Annotated in this window: 15 protein-coding genes; 6 read left to right on the forward strand and 9 right to left on the reverse strand. The window is 73.5% G+C overall.

The features are described from left to right. Positions 1 to 302: 302 nt before the first annotated feature. Positions 303 to 1,583 carry a response regulator transcription factor gene (locus AC1DUE_RS00880; RefSeq protein WP_477037492.1) on the reverse strand — a complete coding sequence of 427 codons (1,281 nt, stop codon included), beginning with the start codon at positions 1,581 to 1,583 and terminating at the stop codon, positions 303 to 305. 192 nt (positions 1,584 to 1,775) lie between these two features. On the opposite strand from AC1DUE_RS00880, the gene AC1DUE_RS00885 reads away from it, so the two are divergent. The 3 genes from AC1DUE_RS00885 to AC1DUE_RS00895 all read left to right on the forward strand — a co-directional run bounded on the left by AC1DUE_RS00885 (position 1,776) and on the right by AC1DUE_RS00895 (position 5,572). After that, positions 1,776 to 2,381, forward strand: a complete 606-nt coding sequence (locus AC1DUE_RS00885) for a TetR/AcrR family transcriptional regulator (RefSeq protein ID WP_477037493.1) — start codon at positions 1,776 to 1,778, stop codon at positions 2,379 to 2,381. 1 nt (position 2,382) lies between these two features. Next, positions 2,383 to 3,507: a methyltransferase gene (locus AC1DUE_RS00890; protein WP_477037494.1), complete on the forward strand. Its 1,125-nt coding sequence runs from the start codon at positions 2,383 to 2,385 to the stop codon at positions 3,505 to 3,507. Between the two features lie 85 nt (positions 3,508 to 3,592). After that, positions 3,593 to 5,572: an NHL domain-containing thioredoxin family protein gene (locus tag AC1DUE_RS00895; protein ID WP_477037495.1), complete on the forward strand. Its 1,980-nt coding sequence runs from the start codon at positions 3,593 to 3,595 to the stop codon at positions 5,570 to 5,572. 97 nt (positions 5,573 to 5,669) lie between these two features. Here AC1DUE_RS00895 and AC1DUE_RS00900 read toward each other — a convergent pair whose 3' ends face one another. The 4 genes from AC1DUE_RS00900 to AC1DUE_RS00915 all read right to left on the reverse strand — a co-directional run bounded on the left by AC1DUE_RS00900 (position 5,670) and on the right by AC1DUE_RS00915 (position 9,394). Beyond that, positions 5,670 to 7,106, reverse strand: a complete 1,437-nt coding sequence (locus tag AC1DUE_RS00900; RefSeq protein WP_477037496.1) for a GGDEF domain-containing protein — start codon at positions 7,104 to 7,106, stop codon at positions 5,670 to 5,672. A 229-nt stretch (positions 7,107 to 7,335) separates the two neighbouring features. Next, positions 7,336 to 7,551 (reverse strand): hypothetical protein, encoded by a 216-nt coding sequence (locus AC1DUE_RS00905; protein WP_477037497.1) that lies wholly within the window; start codon positions 7,549 to 7,551, stop codon positions 7,336 to 7,338. A 42-nt stretch (positions 7,552 to 7,593) separates the two neighbouring features. Then, positions 7,594 to 8,598 carry a chymotrypsin family serine protease gene (locus AC1DUE_RS00910; RefSeq protein ID WP_477037498.1) on the reverse strand — a complete coding sequence of 335 codons (1,005 nt, stop codon included), beginning with the start codon at positions 8,596 to 8,598 and terminating at the stop codon, positions 7,594 to 7,596. A 73-nt stretch (positions 8,599 to 8,671) separates the two neighbouring features. Continuing rightward, positions 8,672 to 9,394 carry a helix-turn-helix transcriptional regulator gene (locus AC1DUE_RS00915; RefSeq protein WP_477037499.1) on the reverse strand — a complete coding sequence of 241 codons (723 nt, stop codon included), beginning with the start codon at positions 9,392 to 9,394 and terminating at the stop codon, positions 8,672 to 8,674. Positions 9,395 to 9,459: 65 nt separating this feature from the next. Between AC1DUE_RS00915 and AC1DUE_RS00920 the strand changes: the two genes are divergently transcribed. The 3 genes from AC1DUE_RS00920 (at position 9,460) to AC1DUE_RS00930 (ending at position 11,752) form a co-directional block, all read left to right on the forward strand. Further along, the gene (locus AC1DUE_RS00920; RefSeq protein ID WP_477037500.1) at positions 9,460 to 10,167 is read left to right on the forward strand and encodes an alpha/beta fold hydrolase; all 708 of its coding nucleotides are present in this window, start codon (positions 9,460 to 9,462) and stop codon (positions 10,165 to 10,167) included. 78 nt (positions 10,168 to 10,245) lie between these two features. After that, positions 10,246 to 11,073: a DUF4397 domain-containing protein gene (locus AC1DUE_RS00925; RefSeq protein ID WP_477037501.1), complete on the forward strand. Its 828-nt coding sequence runs from the start codon at positions 10,246 to 10,248 to the stop codon at positions 11,071 to 11,073. A 7-nt stretch (positions 11,074 to 11,080) separates the two neighbouring features. After that, positions 11,081 to 11,752, forward strand: coding sequence for a class F sortase (locus AC1DUE_RS00930; RefSeq protein WP_477037502.1), 672 nt, complete (start codon positions 11,081 to 11,083; stop codon positions 11,750 to 11,752). 51 nt (positions 11,753 to 11,803) lie between these two features. On the opposite strand, the gene AC1DUE_RS00935 is transcribed toward AC1DUE_RS00930, so the two are convergent. The 4 genes from AC1DUE_RS00935 to AC1DUE_RS00950 all read right to left on the reverse strand — a co-directional run bounded on the left by AC1DUE_RS00935 (position 11,804) and on the right by AC1DUE_RS00950 (position 17,044). Then, a complete protein-coding gene (locus tag AC1DUE_RS00935) occupies positions 11,804 to 12,058 on the reverse strand; it encodes a DUF6458 family protein (RefSeq protein ID WP_477037503.1) in 255 nt (84 codons plus the stop codon). 94 nt (positions 12,059 to 12,152) lie between these two features. Next, entirely contained in the window at positions 12,153 to 14,204 is a 2,052-nt protein-coding gene (locus tag AC1DUE_RS00940; protein ID WP_477037504.1) for a S9 family peptidase, read from the reverse strand. Between the two features lie 60 nt (positions 14,205 to 14,264). Then, positions 14,265 to 16,352 carry a bifunctional copper resistance protein CopD/cytochrome c oxidase assembly protein gene (locus AC1DUE_RS00945; RefSeq protein ID WP_477037505.1) on the reverse strand — a complete coding sequence of 696 codons (2,088 nt, stop codon included), beginning with the start codon at positions 16,350 to 16,352 and terminating at the stop codon, positions 14,265 to 14,267. A gap of 23 nt (positions 16,353 to 16,375) precedes the next feature. Next, complete coding sequence (locus tag AC1DUE_RS00950; RefSeq protein ID WP_477037506.1) at positions 16,376 to 17,044, reverse strand: copper resistance CopC family protein; 669 nt, start codon at positions 17,042 to 17,044, stop codon at positions 16,376 to 16,378. Positions 17,045 to 17,137 lie beyond the last annotated feature (93 nt).

The following is a 17,137-nucleotide window of genomic DNA, read 5'->3' on the forward strand; positions in this document are numbered from 1 at the left end:
AACGTTGTGGCCCTGGTCGCAGGTGTGGGGGTGGTGCGTCGCGGTCGGACGACGGATCCCCTCCACCCGTCGCCCGACCGGTCCCGCCTCTTTCAGCCGGGAGCGTCCGCCCCTCGCGGTTGCTCCGGCCGGAAAAAAGCCGACTACTGCAGCACATCCCCTCGGCCGTCCTTGCGGTCGGCCGTCTGCGGGCGCAGCCCTAGAGCAGAGCCCGATCACAACGTACGGAGCGCAACGTTGCAGGACCGTTGCACGAGTCAGCGGACCGTTGACCCGGGCTATCCGGCCGGGCGCAGCCTCGGCTACCGACGGTCCGGCGGCGCTCCGAGACGGCGGCCGAGGAGGTCGAGCCGACCCACCGCCTGGACGTGCGCGGGTGTGCCACGCGGGGCCAGCCAGGCGAGCCGCTCCCATGCCTGCCAGTCGTCGGAGCCCTCGTCGGACGAGACCCACCGGCTCAGGACGCCGGGCAGCGAGCTGGCCAGGACGGCGGCGCGGATGTCCGCGGAGAGCTCCTCGCGCACGCGCTCGACCCCGGGCGCGACCGACCGGGCCAGCACGTTGCCGGGGTAGTTGGACAGCGCCGCCTCGATGTCGCCGGCGGCGAGCAGCTCGCGCACGAGGTCGACGTCGGTGCGCAGCGGCGAGGTCAGCCGGTAGGGCCGGGACTCACTGAGCATCGGTCCGACGATGCGCCGCAGCCGCGAGACCTCCGCACGCACGGTGACGTCGGAGAGCATCTGGTCACTGAGCAGGACCGCGAGCTCGTCGGCGCTGAGGCCGACGGGGTGCCGGGCGAGCAGCAGCAGGATCTCGGCGTGCCGCAGGCTCAGGCGCGCGTCGACGCCGCCCACCCGGACCGTCGGGGCGGTGGACAGCACGCGCAGGCGCGGCATGACGTCCAGGTCGCCGCCGGAGCGCACGATCAGCCGGCTGGAACGGGTGGTCTGCTCGGCGGCGATGCGCGCCAGCTCGGCCTCGACGGCGGCGACGGTGGCGCGGACCAACGACATGACCACGGCGGACGCCACGACGGGTCCGCCCGTCACGTCGAGCACGCCGAGCACCTGACCGGTCGGCGCGTGCACGGGCACGGCGGCGCAGTTCCACGGGTGCACCTTGCGCGCGTAGTGCTCGTAGCCGACCACCTGCAACGGCTGGTCGATGGCGAGCGCCGTGCCCAGCGCGTTGGTGCCGGCGCAGTCCTCACGCCACACCGAGCCCTCGACGAACCCGACACCCTCCATCTGCCGGCGCACACCCTGCTCGCCCTCGACCCACAGCAGCCGGCCGGCGTCGTCGGTCAGGGCCGTGACCCAGCCGGCGTCCGAGCCCGGGGAGACGAGCAGCTCACGGACCACCGGCATCGCCGCGGCGACCGCCAGGGCTCTGCGGTAGGTGGTCAGCGACCGGCCCGCCATGTCGACGGGCGCGTTCTGCACCTCGGGGTCCACGCCGCTGCGCTGGCTCCGTCGCCACGAGTCGGCGACGACCGGACGCACGTGCCGACCCGGGACGCGGCCCGTGGTGACGAACTTCTCGTGGGCAGCGCTGACGTTGGCGGCGTCTGCAAGCTCCGTCATCCGTCTCCCGTCGACCGCGTCGTCGAGCGCTGCCCTCGTCGCGGATCGTGGGGGCTCGCGGCGAAGTTCTGGTCGAAGTGTACGAAGATTCCGCGCGATTGCGCTTCACCCGTCGGCCCCGGGATTGTCGGCCCCGGGAGATCCCGCTCACCTGGGCGCGATCTTCGTGACAGAACGTGCGACGATGTCACCATGCCCAAGATCATCGGCGGCTCGTTGCACGAGCACCGCGAGCAGACGCGCCAGAAGCTCTTCGCGGCGCTCTCCGCGCTCATGGCCGAGCAAGGGTTCGACGCCATCACGCTCGCCGAGATCGCTGCCGCGGCCGGGGTCGGGCGCACCGCCGTCTACAACCACTTCCCCGACAAGGAGTCGCTCCTGCTCGGGTTCATCACGCACGAGACCGAGCAGTACGCCGCGACGCTGCAGCGTTCGCTCGACGACATCGACGACCCCACCGAGCAGCTCCAGATGTACGTCCGGCAGCAGGCGGCGCTGACCCGCGTCTACCACCTGGCGCCGGGACCCGAGCTGCGGTCGGTGCTCTCGCGCGGGACGCAGCAGCGCGTGCGCGAGCACGTCGTGGTCGTCGAGCAGATCCTGCGCCGCATCCTGGCCGCGGGGATCGACTCCGGCGCGTTCCCGTCGCAGGACCTCGACGTGACCGTCCCCCTGATCAACGCGTGCCTGTCCGGTCGCGGCGTCCCCGCCGACGGCCCGGAGCGCGAGCGTGCGATCCAGCAGACCGAGCAGTTCGTGCTCCGCGCCGTCGGCGCCCTCGCGCCCGTCCCGGCCTGACGTGCCCAGGAACCGCAAGAACCGCAGCGCAGCCCCGCCCGCCCACCACGGCAGCCACCCCACCTCACGCCGGCCCGGGGTCCGGCCCACCGCGCGGCGTGCGGTCGCCGTCGAGCTCACCTTCCTGCCCGGGCTGGGGGACGTGCTCGCCGACGAGGCCTCGACGCTCCTCACCAGCGGGCCGCCCGAGCCCGTGCCCGGCCGCGACGACGCCCTCGAGGTCGCCCTGCTCGGACCGCTCGCCGACCTCACCGCGCTGCGGACGGCCGTCGCCGCGTTCGTCGTCCTGCGGTTCGACGTCCCCCGCCCCAAGTCGCTGACCAGCGGCGACCACCTGCAGCGCATCATCGACGCGATGGGCTGGTCGCTGCGCGTGGACCGCTCGTCGTCGTTCCGGATCGAGGCCGCGGGGGCCGACTCGGCCGTGTTCCAGCGGCTCGCGTCCCTGCTCTCGGAGGCCACCGGACTGCCGTACGACGAGAAGAGCGGCGAGCTGGTGCTGCGGGTGCGCCGCGGGGTGGTGACCGGCCCGTCCGGCGACAACGGCTGGGACGTGCTCGTCCGCATCGGCCCGCGGCCGCTGTCCGCGCGACCCTGGCGGGTGGCCGACTACCCCGGCGCCGCCAACGCGACGATCGCCGCTGCGATGGTCCGCCTCGGCGGCGTCGTGCCCACCGACCGCGTGCTCAACCTCATGTGCGGGTCGGGCACGCTGCTGGTGGAGCGGCTCCTCGCGGGTCCCGCGTCCGAGGCGGTCGGTGTGGACCTGTCCGAGGCTGCCGTCGCCGCCTCGACGGCCAACCTCGCCGCCGCCGGCCTCACCGCGCAGGTGCTGCAGGGTGACGCGCTCGCCCCCGTGCCCGGCTCGTTCGACCTCCTGCTGGCCGACCCGCCGTGGGGCACGCTGCACGGGTCGCACGAGAGCAACGCCGCGCTGCACGCCGGGCTGCTGACCGCCGCCTACGAGGCCGCGGCCCCGGGCGCCCGGCTCGTCGTCCTCACGCACGAGATCAAGATCATGGAGCGCGCCGTGCGCGACGCCGACGCCCTCTGGCACGTACGCGACCAGGTCCGCGTGTTCGCCAAGGGGCACCACCCGCGGATCTACGTGCTGGACCGCACCTAGTCCGTGCAGCGTGGTCCCATGCTTGCGACGTCCGAGCAGAAGCGGGTCAGGGGCCACATCTGCTCGGACGTTGGAGAATGGGGGCGTGCGTGAGAGTCGACTGCCCAGGGTCCGTGCGTCCGAGCTGGTCGGGCGGGGGTGGCTGAACACCGGCGGCGCCTCCCTCAGCCTGGCCGACCTGCGCGGGAAGATCGTCATCCTCGACTTCTGGACGTTCTGCTGCATCAACTGCCTGCACGTCCTCGACGAGCTGCGTGAGCTCGAGGAGCGGTACCGCGACGTCCTGGTGATCGTCGGGGTGCACTCGCCGAAGTTCGCGCACGAGGCCGACCCGGTCGCGCTGGCGGCGGCCGTCGAACGCTACGAGGTGCACCACCCCGTGCTCGACGACCCCGCCCTGACCACCTGGTCCGCCTACACCGCGCGGGCCTGGCCGACGCTCGTCGTCATCGACCCCGAGGGGTACGTCGTCGCGCAGATGGCGGGCGAGGGGCACCGTCGCAACGTCGAGATCCTGGTCGAGGAGCTCGTCGCCAAGCACGAGGCCGCCGGGACCCTCCACCGCGGCGACGGGCCGTACGTGCCGCCCGCCCCGACCGACGGGACGCTGCGGTTCCCCGCCAAGGTGATCGCGCTGCCGAACGGGAACCTGCTGGTCGCCGACGCGGGGCACCATAGCCTCGCGGAGCTGCTGCCGGACGGGGAGACGCTGGTCCGGCGGATCGGGTCGGGCACGCGCGGACTCGTCGACGGTCCCTGCGACGAGGCCCGGTTCAGCGAGCCCAACGGGCTGTGCCTGGTGCCGGAGGAGCTGCGGCCGGGGTTCGGCTACGACGTGCTCGTCGCCGACACGGTCAACCACGCCCTGCGCGGCGTGCGACTGTCGGACGGGCTGGTGACCACCGTGGCCGGCACGGGTGAGCAGTACATGGTCGGCGCCGCCGACAACTTCCTGCCGTTCGACGACGAGGAGCCCGACGAGTCGCTCGCCTTCGAGCCGGTGATCGGCGAGCCCGGCGACGCGTCGGCGGCGCTCGGCTCGACGGTGTCCGACGACTCCTCCGACTTCGTCCCCGGTCCTCGTCGGCAGAAGCTCTCCTCGCCGTGGGACGTGGCGTGGTCGCCCGCGCTGGGCGGGTTCGTCGTCGCCATGGCGGGCAACCACACGCTCTGGGAGCTCGACGACAGGCAGGGGTCGATCAACCAGCTCGCCGGCACGCTGAACGAGGGCCTTCTCGACGGGCCGTTCGACGAGGCGTGGTTCGCACAGCCGTCCGGGCTCGCCGTGGGCGCCGACGACAAGATCTGGGTGGCCGACTCCGAGACGTCGGCGCTGCGCTGGGTGGACCCGGTGGAGCGGACCGTGCACACCGCGATCGGTGAGGGGCTGTTCGACTTCGGTCACCGGGACGGCCCGGCCTCCGAGGCGCGCCTCCAGCACCCCCTCGGCGTCGCGGTGCTGCCCGACGGGTCGGTGCTGATCGCCGACACCTACAACGGCGCGGTCCGCCGATTCGGTTCCGGGAGCACCAACGGTTCCGAGAGCCCCGTCGGTTCCGTGAGCACCATCGCCGACGACCTGGCCGAGCCCAGCGGGCTGCTCGTCCTGGACGACTCGGTGCTCGTCGTCGAGTCCGCGGCCCACCGCCTGACGCGGCTGCCGCTGCACGGTGTCGGCCGGGTCGAGGACCACGGGGCGCACCGCACGCGGCGACCTGTCACCGAGCTCGCCCCGGGCGAGGTGCGGCTCGATGTCGTGTTCACGCCCGCGACCGGGCAGAAGTACGACGACCGCTACGGACCCTCGACCCGCCTGCAGGTGTCCTCGACGCCGCCCGGCCTGCTGCTCGACGGCGCCGGGGACGACGTGCCGCTCGACCGCGTGCTCCGACTCGACCCGTCGGTGCCCGAGGGCGTCCTGCACGTCACCGCGCACGCAGCGTCGTGCGACGCCGACCCGGCGATCGAGTACCCGGCCTGCCACCTGAACGCCCAGGACTGGGGAGTGCCGGTCCGGCTGGTCGACGGCGGCGCGACGACCCTGACGCTGCCGCTGCACGGCTGAGCCTCCCGACGTCCCGGTGCGGGGACCGGTGCCACATCGCACCCGTCCCCGCACCGATCACGTCGCGGCGCCCGCGCTCCCGCGGCGGGCGCTGCTGCTAGCGGGCTCCTCGCACAGCCACGCCCGCGAGCGCGTCCAGCGAGGTGAGCACGACGTCGCCGGTGGCGGCGGTCGCGGACATGCCGATCTCGACGAGCCACGGGCCGTAGCCGACGACGACCGTCGCGAACTGGGCGCCCACCTCGGCCGGGCTGCCCCCACGGGCGACCGCGGCGGCGGGCTCGTCGGGCGAGGAGCCCTCCCGGCGGGTCAGGACGGTCCACGTGGAACCGCCGAGCGTCTCGGTCGCGGCCGCGGCGAACGCGCACAGGCGCGGCACGACCCCCGACTGGGCGGCCGCGATGGCCGACGAGCCGGCGACGATCACGCGCTCGGCGGTGACGTTCGGGTCGGCCGTGGCGGGGACGGTCGCGCGCAGGGCCCGGGCTCGGGCGCGCTTGGCCTTGTACTGCGCGGCGTCGGCCTGCCGGAAGAGGTGCCGCGCGGAGACCGAGCCGGTGACGGCGGTCGAGGCGATGCCGTAGGAGATCGCGGCGCCGTGCGGGAGCGGGAACGCTGCCACCGTCGAGGCCATGATCTCGGCGACCTCGGCGCGACGGCGTCCCACGGTGACCAGGCAGAACTCGTCGCCGCCGATGCGGGCGGCGGTCGACCCCGGCAGCGCGTCCGCGGCACGGCTCAGCACGTCCGCGACCGAGCGCAGCAGGTCGTCGCCGGCGTCGTGGCCCATGTCGTCGTTGACGCGCTTGAGCCCGTCGACGTCGCACATGACGATGCAGGTCTCGTGGCCGGACTCGAGCGCCGACTCGGCCTCGGAGTCCGCGACGCGGCGGTTGGCCAGGCCGGTGAGCGGGTCGTCGGCGACCAGGTGGCGCACCTGCGCCTCGAGGTCGACGCGCGCCACGGCGCCGGCGACGAGCGCCGCGAGCACCTCGGCCCGGGCGACGTCGTCGACCCGGAACGGGATGCCGGGGCGGCCGCGCGTCGCGATGATCTGGCCCCACACCGTGCCGTTGACGATGAGCGGCGATCCCAGACCGGTCGAGGCGTCGACCTCACGCAGCGACGCGACCTCGATCGGGTCGCCCGCGTCGGGGTCGTCGTCGGCCGTCGGCTCGTCGTGGACGGTGCGAGCGTGCGCGACCCAGCTGGCGCGGTCACGGATCATGTTGCGCAGGGCCGGCCGGTCGTTGGCGCGGTAGGACGCGCGAGACAGCCAGACGAGCCGCGGGTCGGTCGGCCGGGGCTCGACCGCGACGACCCGGCACGTGTCCTGGTCGATCCGGCAGAACGCGACGCTCGTGGCGTCGAGGACCTCGAGGGCGGTCGACGTGGCGACGTGGGCGACCTCGTCGATGGAACGGCAGCGGTCCAGACGGTGCGCGGCAAGGGCGAGCGCGCGCACGCCGACGGTGCTCGCCGCGGACCTGCTGTCCGAGCGCGCACTCTGAGCCGTAATGCCGCGACGCGTCACGGGGCAATCATCGTCCCTCGCCGCCCGTCGGGGCGATCTCGAAGCATGAGAGGTCTATGAGATCACCCGTCCTGCCGCAACAAATCGCCCGAACCGCGCGACATTCGAGCAGTTCCCGACACGTGGGAACAAGAACACTCGCCGACCGTCAGGCGATTCACACTCGAATGGCGCAGCGCAACTGCCGTCAGAAGGGCTCTGACCACGGCGGAAGGCGCCGGGGCGCTGTTCAGGCGCTCGCCCGGACCGCGCCGACGACCCGGACATGAACGTCCACACCGTCGACCATGCCGGGGAGGTCGTGACGTCCGTCCCGCGAGACGTTGACGCGGATCTCGTACCCGTCGCCCGCCCTCGCGATGCCGATCCCGCGCACGTCGGAGCGCCCCTGCAGGGTCGTGCGCAGCCGCTCTTTCGCGGCCCGCGCCTGCTGGATGTCCGCCACCGTGCACCGCCTCCCACGAGCCGTGAGGGCCACGAGGACCCCCTAGACGAGGGTCGCACCGAACGCGGCGAGCACGGCATCGATCGGGTTGACATAGGTCAGCCCTGACCCATTGTCACCCCCGGACTCCGACCCCGCAAAGAGCAGTCCGATCGCGACCCCGTCCTCACGGTAGACCAGCGCCCCGGAGTCACCCCCGCGGGAGAACGGTCCGGAGCCCGTGGACTCGACCTCGATCTGGTTGTCGAAGCTCAGCTCACCCAGCTCGTCGCCGTAGCCGACGACCACGTCGTCGAGCTCGATCGCGGTCACGCGGCCGTGCGTGACGGCCGTCGTCCGGCCGATCTTGCCGACGGACTCGCCGCCGAGCGCCACGGCCGTCGTCGTGACCCGGCCGACGGGGTACTGCAGGTCGGGTTCGGCGAGCTCCTGGTCCAGGCGCGCGACCGCGCAGTCGACAGTGGCGTGCCCGTGGGGCTCCAGGTCCACCCGGGCGGCCAGCGTGCCGACCCGGTCCCGCGGCGCCACGCCGCCGTCCGCCGGTCCGGGCTGGACGACGACGTCGCCGACCTTCGCCTGCGGCGTGCCCGAGAGCACGTGGTAGTTCGACAGCACGTGGACCGCGCCGTCCACGTGCACGAACGCCCCCAGCGTCCCGGCGCTGACGTCGACGTGCGCGATGGACGCACCCGGTCGCAGCGGCCGCACGCGGCCGGTCTCGCCCAGGGACTGCGCACGGATCACCGGCGGTCGGGGCCGGACGGTCGTGTCGTCCGCGAGCGTCGCGATCCGGCCCGTCCGGCGGACGTCTGCGTCCTCGGGACCGACCTTGTCCACGACCTTGCGGGCGACCGCCCGCACGGAGGACAGCCCGAGCCGGTACCGCACCGCGAGCCGGTACGACCCGTCCGGCTGCCGCGCCAGCCCCAGCGCGAGGACCGGCCCGCCGGCGGCAGCGACCTCCGACGGGCGCACGACCCGCTCGGACAGCTGCCGTGCGTAGTCCGCCATCTGCGCCTTGACCTCGCGCGCCTCGCGTTCCTCCACGTGTCCCCCACCTGCTCGCAATGCCCGGTCTGTCCGGGCGGAGCCAGTCTGCCGGTCCCCACCCACACGCGCCTCATGCCACGGGCGGGTCCGACGGTCGCGCCGAGACCGGGCTGGCGTCGGGCGGAGGTTCGCCGACGGACGCGACCGGCCGCGGCTCGTACCGCTCCGGGGTGAGGTCGGCCCGCAGGACCCTGTCGAGGCGGAACCAGCGCAGGTCCTCGCGCAGCCGGCACCACGCGACCAGGTACCAGGCGCCGCCGGTGCGCGCGAGCAGGACGGGCTCGATCCGCCTCCGGCTGACCGACCCGTTCGACGAGCCGTACTCGATCGCGACCACCAGCGACCGGTCCAGCGACTCCTCGACCGCGCGCAGGACGCCGGCGGGCGGACCGTCGGCGGATGCGGACCGCGACCAGACCCGGGCAGCGAGCGCGTCGGCACGCCGCCGGGCGTCGGGCGGCAGGGCGTCGAGGACCTTGGCCCGGGCGGCGTCGGCGTCGGCCCCGAACGGGCTCCCGGGCGGCAGCGCACGGACCGCGAGCGCGAGCGCGACCGCCTGCGCGGGCGTGAAGTTGACCGGCGGCAGGCCGACCGACGCCTCGAGCACGTAGCCGCCGCCGAGACCCGCCTGCGCCGCGACCGGGAGGCCCGCCTGCTGCAGCGCGGACACGTCCCGCTTGACCGTGCGCGCCGACACCTCGAAAAGCCGGGCGAGCCGGGCACTGGTGGTGCCGGCCGGCCCGACGCGGCGCAGCTCTTCCGCGAGCGCGTACAGACGATCGGTGCGGTTCATGGTTCCCATCATGGTGACACGAAGGTGACACAGGGGTGTCACCAGGACCGCGCGATGCTGGAGGCATGACCACACAGACCTCAGTCATCCTCGTCCCCGGCGCCTGGCTCGGCGGATGGGCGTGGGACCGCATACTCGGGCCGCTCCGCGACGAGGGCCTCGCCGCCTACCCCGTCACGCTGCCCGGGCTCGACCCGGACGACACCGACCGCGGCTCGATCACGCTCGACGACCACGCGCGGGCCGTCGTCGACCTCGTCGACACCCTGGACGGCGACGTCGTGCTCGTCGGGCACAGCGCCGGCGGCTCGGTGCTGAGCGAGGTGGTCGACCAGCGGCCCGACCGCATCCGCCGGGCGATCTACGTCGACAGCGGACCGCAGCAGGACGGCGCGGTGCCCAACCCCGAGGTCGGCCCGGACCAGGCCGTCGAGGACCTTCCGCCGTGGGAGGCGCTCGGCGAGCAGAGCCTGCAGGGGCTCTCCGACGACGACCTCGCCGAGTTCGCCCGACGAGCGGTCCCGCACCCCGGGGCGGTGCGCCGCGGCCCGGTGCACGTCGGCAACCCCGCGCGGTTCACGGTGCCGGTGACGGCCATCTGCACGAGCCTGTCGTCCGAGCAGCTCAAGCCGATGGCGCACGGCGGACCGCCGTTCTTCACGGAGCTGTCCGAGTTCGACGTCACGTACGTCGACCTGCCGACCGGCCACTGGCCGATGTGGTCCCGCCCGGACGACCTCGCCGCGGCGATCGTGGACGCGACTCGTGCCTGAGAGACCTGCCCGAGATGTCCGGTTCCTGGGAGGGTGGTGTGCGTCAGCACCTCGGACCTGCCCCGCGAAGGATCCTCCATGCGCGCTCGACTCCTCGCCGCCCTCGCCGTCGGCACCCTGGGCGTCACCGCCCTGACCGTCCTCCCCGCCACCGCCGCGTCGTCGGCCACCCTGTCCGTGCTGCACGCGATCGACGGCCAGAACGTCGACGTGTACGTGAACAAGAAGCTCACCATCGACAACTTCACGCCCGGGTCGCTGGCCGGACCGCTCACGATCGCCGAGGGCACGTCGACGGTCGTCATCACGGCGCCGGACGCCGTCGACGACTCCGTCGCGCTCGTCGGCCCTATCGAGGTCACGGCCGTCGCCGGACAGAGCTACACGCTCGTGGCGCACCAGGACGCCGCCGGCGCGAAGACGGCGACGCTGTTCACCAACGACATCTCGCGGACGCCCGCCGGCCAGGGTCGGGTGACGGTCCGGCACGTCGCCGTCGCACCCCCGGTCGACGTGATCGTGGGCGGCGTGGTCGTCGTCGCCGCGGTGCCCAACAAGGCCGAGAAGGTCCTGACCCTGCCCGCCGGCACGATCTCGGCGATCGTGACGTCCGCGGGGACGACGACTCCCGTGCTCGCCGGCCCCGCGGACGTGCCCGTGAAGGAAGGCAGCAACACGATCCTCTACGCCTGGGGACCCGCGCCGACCTCGCTCTCGCTCGCCACGCAGACGATCGACGGGCTGCAGGACGACCCAGCGGGCGTCAATGCCGGCGAGCTCGGGCTGGTGGCCGATCCCGCCGGGCCGCCCGTCTGGCCGTTCGCGATCGTCGGACTGCTCGTCGTCGGGCTCGTCGGCGCCGCCCTGGCTCGTCGGCGGTCGTCCGACCCGGCCGGTCGCGCCTGACACCGCTGTGGGACAGGGCCTGGAGCACGCCGGCCGGCGCAGCCGCGCCCTTGCCATGGTCGTCGCGAGCCTCGTCGCAGCCACCCTCGCGGGGTGCGGTGCGTCGGACTGGGCGACGGGCGGACCCATGCCCGCACCCGTCTCGGCCCCCACGTCGGTGCCCGCTCCGGCGCTCGTCCCCGCGGTCCAGATCCGGGATGCGACCCTCCGTCAGGAGCCCGCACCGGCGCCCGCGCCCGTACGGCTCGAGGTGCCCGACGTCGGGATCGACATGGCCGTCGACCCGGTCGGCGTGACGGACGCCGGCGAGATGGCCCTCCCGTCGGACGCCGACCGCGCCGGCTGGTACGAGTTCGGACCGACCCCGTCGGACCCTGCGGGCTCGACGGTCGTGGCGGCGCACGTGGACAGCCGGCAGACCGGGATCGGACCGTTCGCCCGGCTGCGCGACGTCGCGGTCGGGTCGGCGGTGACCGTGACGACCTCCGACGGCACCCCGCACCGGTACGTCGTCGTGTCGGTGCGGACGACCCCCAAGGACCAGGCGCCCGTGCCGGAGTGGTTCGACCGGACCGGCGTCCCGCAGATCGTGCTCATCACCTGCGGCGGCCAGTGGCGGCCCGACGTCGGCCACTACACGGACAACGTCGTGGTGACCGCCTCGCCCGTCTCCGGGTGACGACGAACGCCGCCGACCTCGTGCCCGGGTCGGCGGCGTTCGTGTGAGGGGTCAGACGGCCGGCGGTGCCGGCGGTGCGGGCGGCGCGGGGGGCGCCTGCGGGGTGGTCCGCTGCTCGACGACCTCACGGTGCGTCGTGTTGTTGCGCTGGGCGTTCATGATGATCGCGAGGATCAACGCGATCACGCCCGCACCCATGCAGATGTAGCCGATCACGGTCAGGTTCACGCCGTCGATGCGGTCGCTGATCCCGAACGACAAGATCGCGCCCACCACGATGAGGGCGATTCCGCCTCCGATACCCATGTCGGTCCTCCGTCCCGGCGGGCATGTGGTCGCCCGTCCATGACCGGCGAGTCTGGTCCCGCAGGCGCCGGACCGCACGTCGAGACGGCGGACATCACCCCAACGTGTCCGGGTAGAGGACCTCCTCCTCGAGCACGTGCTGGGCCAGGAAGGCCTCGACGACCTGGTACCAGACGACCGCGTGCTGCGGGCTGAGCACCCAGTGGTTCTCGTCGGGGAAGTACAGGAACCGGTGCGGGCTCCTGCCCTCGTCGTCGGCGGGGAGCCCGCTGCTGGACAGCAGCTCGTACCAGAGCCGCAGCCCCTCGCCGATGGGCACGCGGTAGTCCTTGTCGCCGTGCACGACGAGCATCGGCGTGGTGATCGACCCGACGTGCCGGTGCGGGGAGTTGTCGTGCGCCATCTGCTCGGTCATCTCGCGGCCCCAGTAGTAGGCCACGTCCGTCGTCGGGCCGAACTGGTCCAGCGCCCACAGGCTCGCGTGCGTCACGATCGCCCGGAACCGGTCGGTGTGGCCGGCCACCCAGTTGGCCATGTAGCCGCCGAACGAGCCGCCCATCGCGGCCGTGCGGGTCGCGTCGATGTCGTCACGGGCCTCCGCCGCGTCCGTGATCGCGAGCAGGTCCGTGTACGGCGCCGCGCCCCAGGCTCCCCAGCCGTCCTGGACGAACTGCTGCCCGTAGCCGGTGGACAGCGCCGGGTCCGGCAGCAGCACCGCGTACCCGCGCGCGACGAGGATCCACGGGTTCCAGCGCCACGACCACGCGTTCCAGGAGCCGAGCGGACCGCCGTGGATCCACAGGACGAGCGGGACCTTCTCCGTCCCCTGCGGCCGTGCCAGCCAGGCACGGACGCGGCGACCGTCGGTGATCGACTCGACCTCCTCCAGGACACCCGGCAGCTCGATCGGCGCGACCGGGCTCGGCAGCGGCGTGCTGGCCACCGGACCGCTCTGCGTCAGGTCGATCCGGACCGGGTGCGACGGAGCCGTGTACGAGGTCCGCAGCGCGTACGCGGTCCGGCCGTCGGGGCTGACGCTCACGTCCGTGAAGACGGCGTCGTCGCTGGTCACCCTGCTGACGTCGTCCGAGGCCAGGTCGATGCGGAAGATCGGCCCGCGTCCGTCGTCGTCGGCCGTGACCAGCAGCGCGTCCGAGTCCGGCAGCCAGACCGGCCCGTGCGGCCAGCGGTCCCAGGCATCGGCCAGGATCCGCGGCTCGCCACCCTGCAGGGCCACCACCGCGAGCCGCACGACCGGCGCCTTGTACGGCGTCGACAACGTCTCGCGCGCGTACGCGACCCAGCGTCCGTCGGGCGAGACCACCGGGCCCCACAGGTCGGCCTCGGGATCGTCGACGAGGACGCGGCGCTCGCCCGTCTCGACGTCGATCGCCACCAGCACGCTGCGGCTCGCACCGGCCTTCTGCGGGACCATCCAGCCGCTGACGACGGTCTTCCCGTCGGGGCTGATCGACGACGACTGGTCCATCAGGTGCCGCCGTCCGTCCGGCGTGGCGTCCGTCAGGGTCAGCCGCGGGTCCGTCGCGCCGGCGAGCGGGTGCGTGACGTGCTCGCTCAGGGTCGCCGTGAACAGGTGCGGCGACGCCGGCCCGAGGTCGTGGTCCCAGTACCGGACCGGGAACCCGTCGTGCAGGATCGCCGAGACCTTCTTGTCCTTACGCGCCTTGCGCAGCTTCTCGTCGGCCTCGTCGTCGGTCGCCGACGGCAGCACGTCCGACCCGAGCAGCACCACCGGCGCGTCCCGCGCCACCCGGACGTCCCCGAGCCCGGCACCCCGGTCCGCGACCACGCGAGCCTCCGCACCGTCACGCGGCAGGAGCCAGAGCGCGGGCACCGGGTCGTCGTCGTCGGTCTTGTCCGGGTCGGGCCGCGCGCTGGTGAACAGCAGGTCTCCGTCGTGCGTGAACGCCGCGCTGGCCTCGCCCTTCGCGCTCCTGGTCAGCCGCCGCGGCGCGTTCTCACCGGCCGGGTCCACCTCCCAGAGCGCGGTGACGAACTTGGTCTTCTTGCTGTCGAGCGTCGCGACGCTCGTCACCAGCCGCGTCCCGTCCTTGCTGAGCACCAGCCCGCTCAGCCGCGGGATCGAAACATAGTCGTCGAGGTCGTGGAACGAGGTCTCACCCATGCGCACCGTCCTATCACGCCCGCTCGACCGGGCGGGATGCCGGCGCCCGCGCCGGTCCCCTCAGGGAGCCGGCGGCTTCTCCGCGTCCCGGGCGGCCAGGGACGCCAGCATCGCGTTGTACTCGTCCATCTCGACGTCGCCGTCGCGGTCGACGCGGCGGTCCCGGCGGCGGGCCGCGCGCTCGTCATCGCGCGACCACTGCACCGCCACCACCACGGCGAGGATCAGGGTGGGCAGCTCGCCGATGCCCCAGGCGAACGCGCCGCCGGCCTGCTGGTCGGCGATGGCCGACGCACCCCAGGGCCGACCCATGAGGCCGAACCAGTCGGCGACGAACAGGGCGTCGCTGGTGACGAGCGTGACCCCGAAGAACGCGTGGAACACCATCGTGCCGAACAGCAGGAGGATCCGCTGCGGGTAGCCCCACCGGCGCGGCCCGGGGTCGATGCCGACGAGCGCGTTGACGAACAGGTACCCGGCGAGCGAGAAGTGCAGCACCATCGCGAGGTGCCCGACGTCGGTGCGCAGCGACCACTCGAACAGGCCGGAGTAGTAGAAGAGCACCATCGAGCCGATGAAGTTCACGGCCGCGACCAGCGGGTTCGCCAGGAACGTCCCGACGTGGCTGTGCACGAGGACGAGGATCCACTCGCGCGGCCCGCGGGAGTCGTCGGACCGCAGCAGAGACGACCGGACCGGCAGGGCGCGCAGGGCCAGGGTGACGGGCGCGGACAGCACGATGAAGAGCGGCACCAGCATGGCCAGCGTCATGTGCTGGATCATGTGGCCGCTGAACAGCACGTGCCCGTACAGGTTGGGCGCGCCGTTCGTCGCCCAGCCGAACAGCAGCACGCCGACGGTCCACGAGATCGCCCGGGCCATGGGCCACGTGTCCCCGCGGCGTCGCAGCCGCAGCACCCAGCGCCAGTAGACGACGAGCCCGGCACCGACCGCGAACGCGAGCACCAGGTCCCAGCGCCACTCGGTGATCCAGCGCAGCGCGGTCGGCTCGGGCGGCAGCGGGTGCCCGGTGATCTGGTAGGCCGGCGTCGGGTCGGCGGGTGGTTCCTCGGCGACGGGCGGGGCGGTGGCGCCGAGCGCGACCGCGACGCCGGAGACGGCGCCCATGACGACCAGCTCGACGAGCACGAGCCGCCAGAACAGCAGCCCGCCGACCCGCTTCAGGGACCCCGCGGAGCCACCCGCCAGCCGCGGCAGGACCCGCCGCCGGTGCGCCAGGCCGAGCAGGCCGAGCACCCCGAACAGGGCGGCCTTGGCGATCAGAAGGACGCCGTACGTCGTCGTGAGGTCCGACCATCCGCCGGTGCGCAGCAGGCCGTTGACCAGGCCGGACACCCCGACGGCGACGAAGCACCAGCCGGCGACGACGGAGTACCGGGCGACCGCCACGGACAGGTCGGTGCCGATGCGCGTGACCAGCAGCGCCAGCGCCGCGAGCGCGCCGATCCAGAGCGCGGCGCCGATGAGGTGGACCACCATCGACGACGTCGCGATGCTGTGCCCGGACGCCCCGGCGGCGTGCCCGAGCTGCGCCTGCTGGTACAGCGCGATCAGCACCAGGAGCCCCGTCCACGCGGCACCGGTCGGGGTCGCGACCACGAGCGACAGGGCCGTGACGACGGCTGCGACGGTGGTGATCATCAGGAGCGTGCGGCCGAGGTCGAGCTCGGTGACGAACACCCCGAGCTGCTGCCCGAAGTCCGCCGACGACACCGGCTGCCCCGCCACGTCGGCGTAGGTGAGGACCAGGTGCACGATCGACAGCACGGTCCAGGTGCCCGCGGCGACGCCGGCGACCAGGAGGCTGCGCGGATACGCGGACCCGTCGGCGGTGCCGATGCCCGACCGGGCGTTGCGCGCAGGTCCGGCCGACAGCCGCGGCAGGATGCCCACCGCCAGGAACAGCGCCCCGAGCGTCACCGACCCGGCGATCTCCGACAGCGCCGACGACGCCGGAAGGCCCCACCGGACGAGCGGTCCGGGGTCGCGAAGGACGGTCGCGACCGCGGCACCCGAGAACCAGATGCCGAGCAGCGCGAACACCACGGCGGCCGCCGGCAGGACGACGACCCGCCACGGACCCAAAGCGGCGCCGGTCCGACCGGCGCTCGTCGCCGGCGCACTCACCCGCTCAGCCTAGGTTGCCGCAGTCAGTCCAGCGGACGGCGCCGCATGAGCAGCACCGCCGTCAGGCCACCCGCGGCGACGAGGACCGCGACGACCGCGACGAGCAGGCCTGCGGGCACCTGCCGGGCTTCCGCGACGACCGGGTCGGCCACGGGCGGCGCCGAGGCGTCCGGAGCGGTCGACGCGGTCGCCGAGGGGGTCGCCGGCACCATCGTCCCGTGGTCCATGACCATCGGCTGCTCCGCGACCGGCTCCCCGGCGACGTCGACCGGCGCGGCGAGGGCCTGGATCGTCGTCGCCGTCTGCGTGGTGAAGGTGTACTCACCCTCGATCGCGTGGCCGTCGTCGGACGTCACCCGCCACATGACCCGGTAGAGGCCTGCGGGCAGGTCGCCGGCGATCGCCTGCGTGACCACAGGTCCCTCGGTCGTCGGGACCCCGACGTTGACGATCGCCTGGTCGGGCCGGTGCACCATGAGCGCCACACCCAGCGGCGAGACGTCCTCCGCGAAGGTGAGCGTGATGTGGTCCGGCATCACCGCGAGGACTGCATCGGCGGGCGGGTCGGTGCCGACCAGCTGGTTGTGGGCCTGGGCCGCCTGGGCGCCCAGCAGGACAAGTGCGCAGAGTCCGACGACGACCGCGACTACGCGCCGGACGGCCCTGCGCAGGGCCGTCATTGGCTCGGACATGCCGGACACGGTAGCCGCTCGCCCGGGGGAAGGCCTCGGGTGACCGGGAACACATCCGGGCCCGTTGGTTGTTGGCTCTTGAGTGCGGGATGG

It is taken from the genome of Cellulomonas sp. P4_A2 (genome assembly GCF_056402515.1).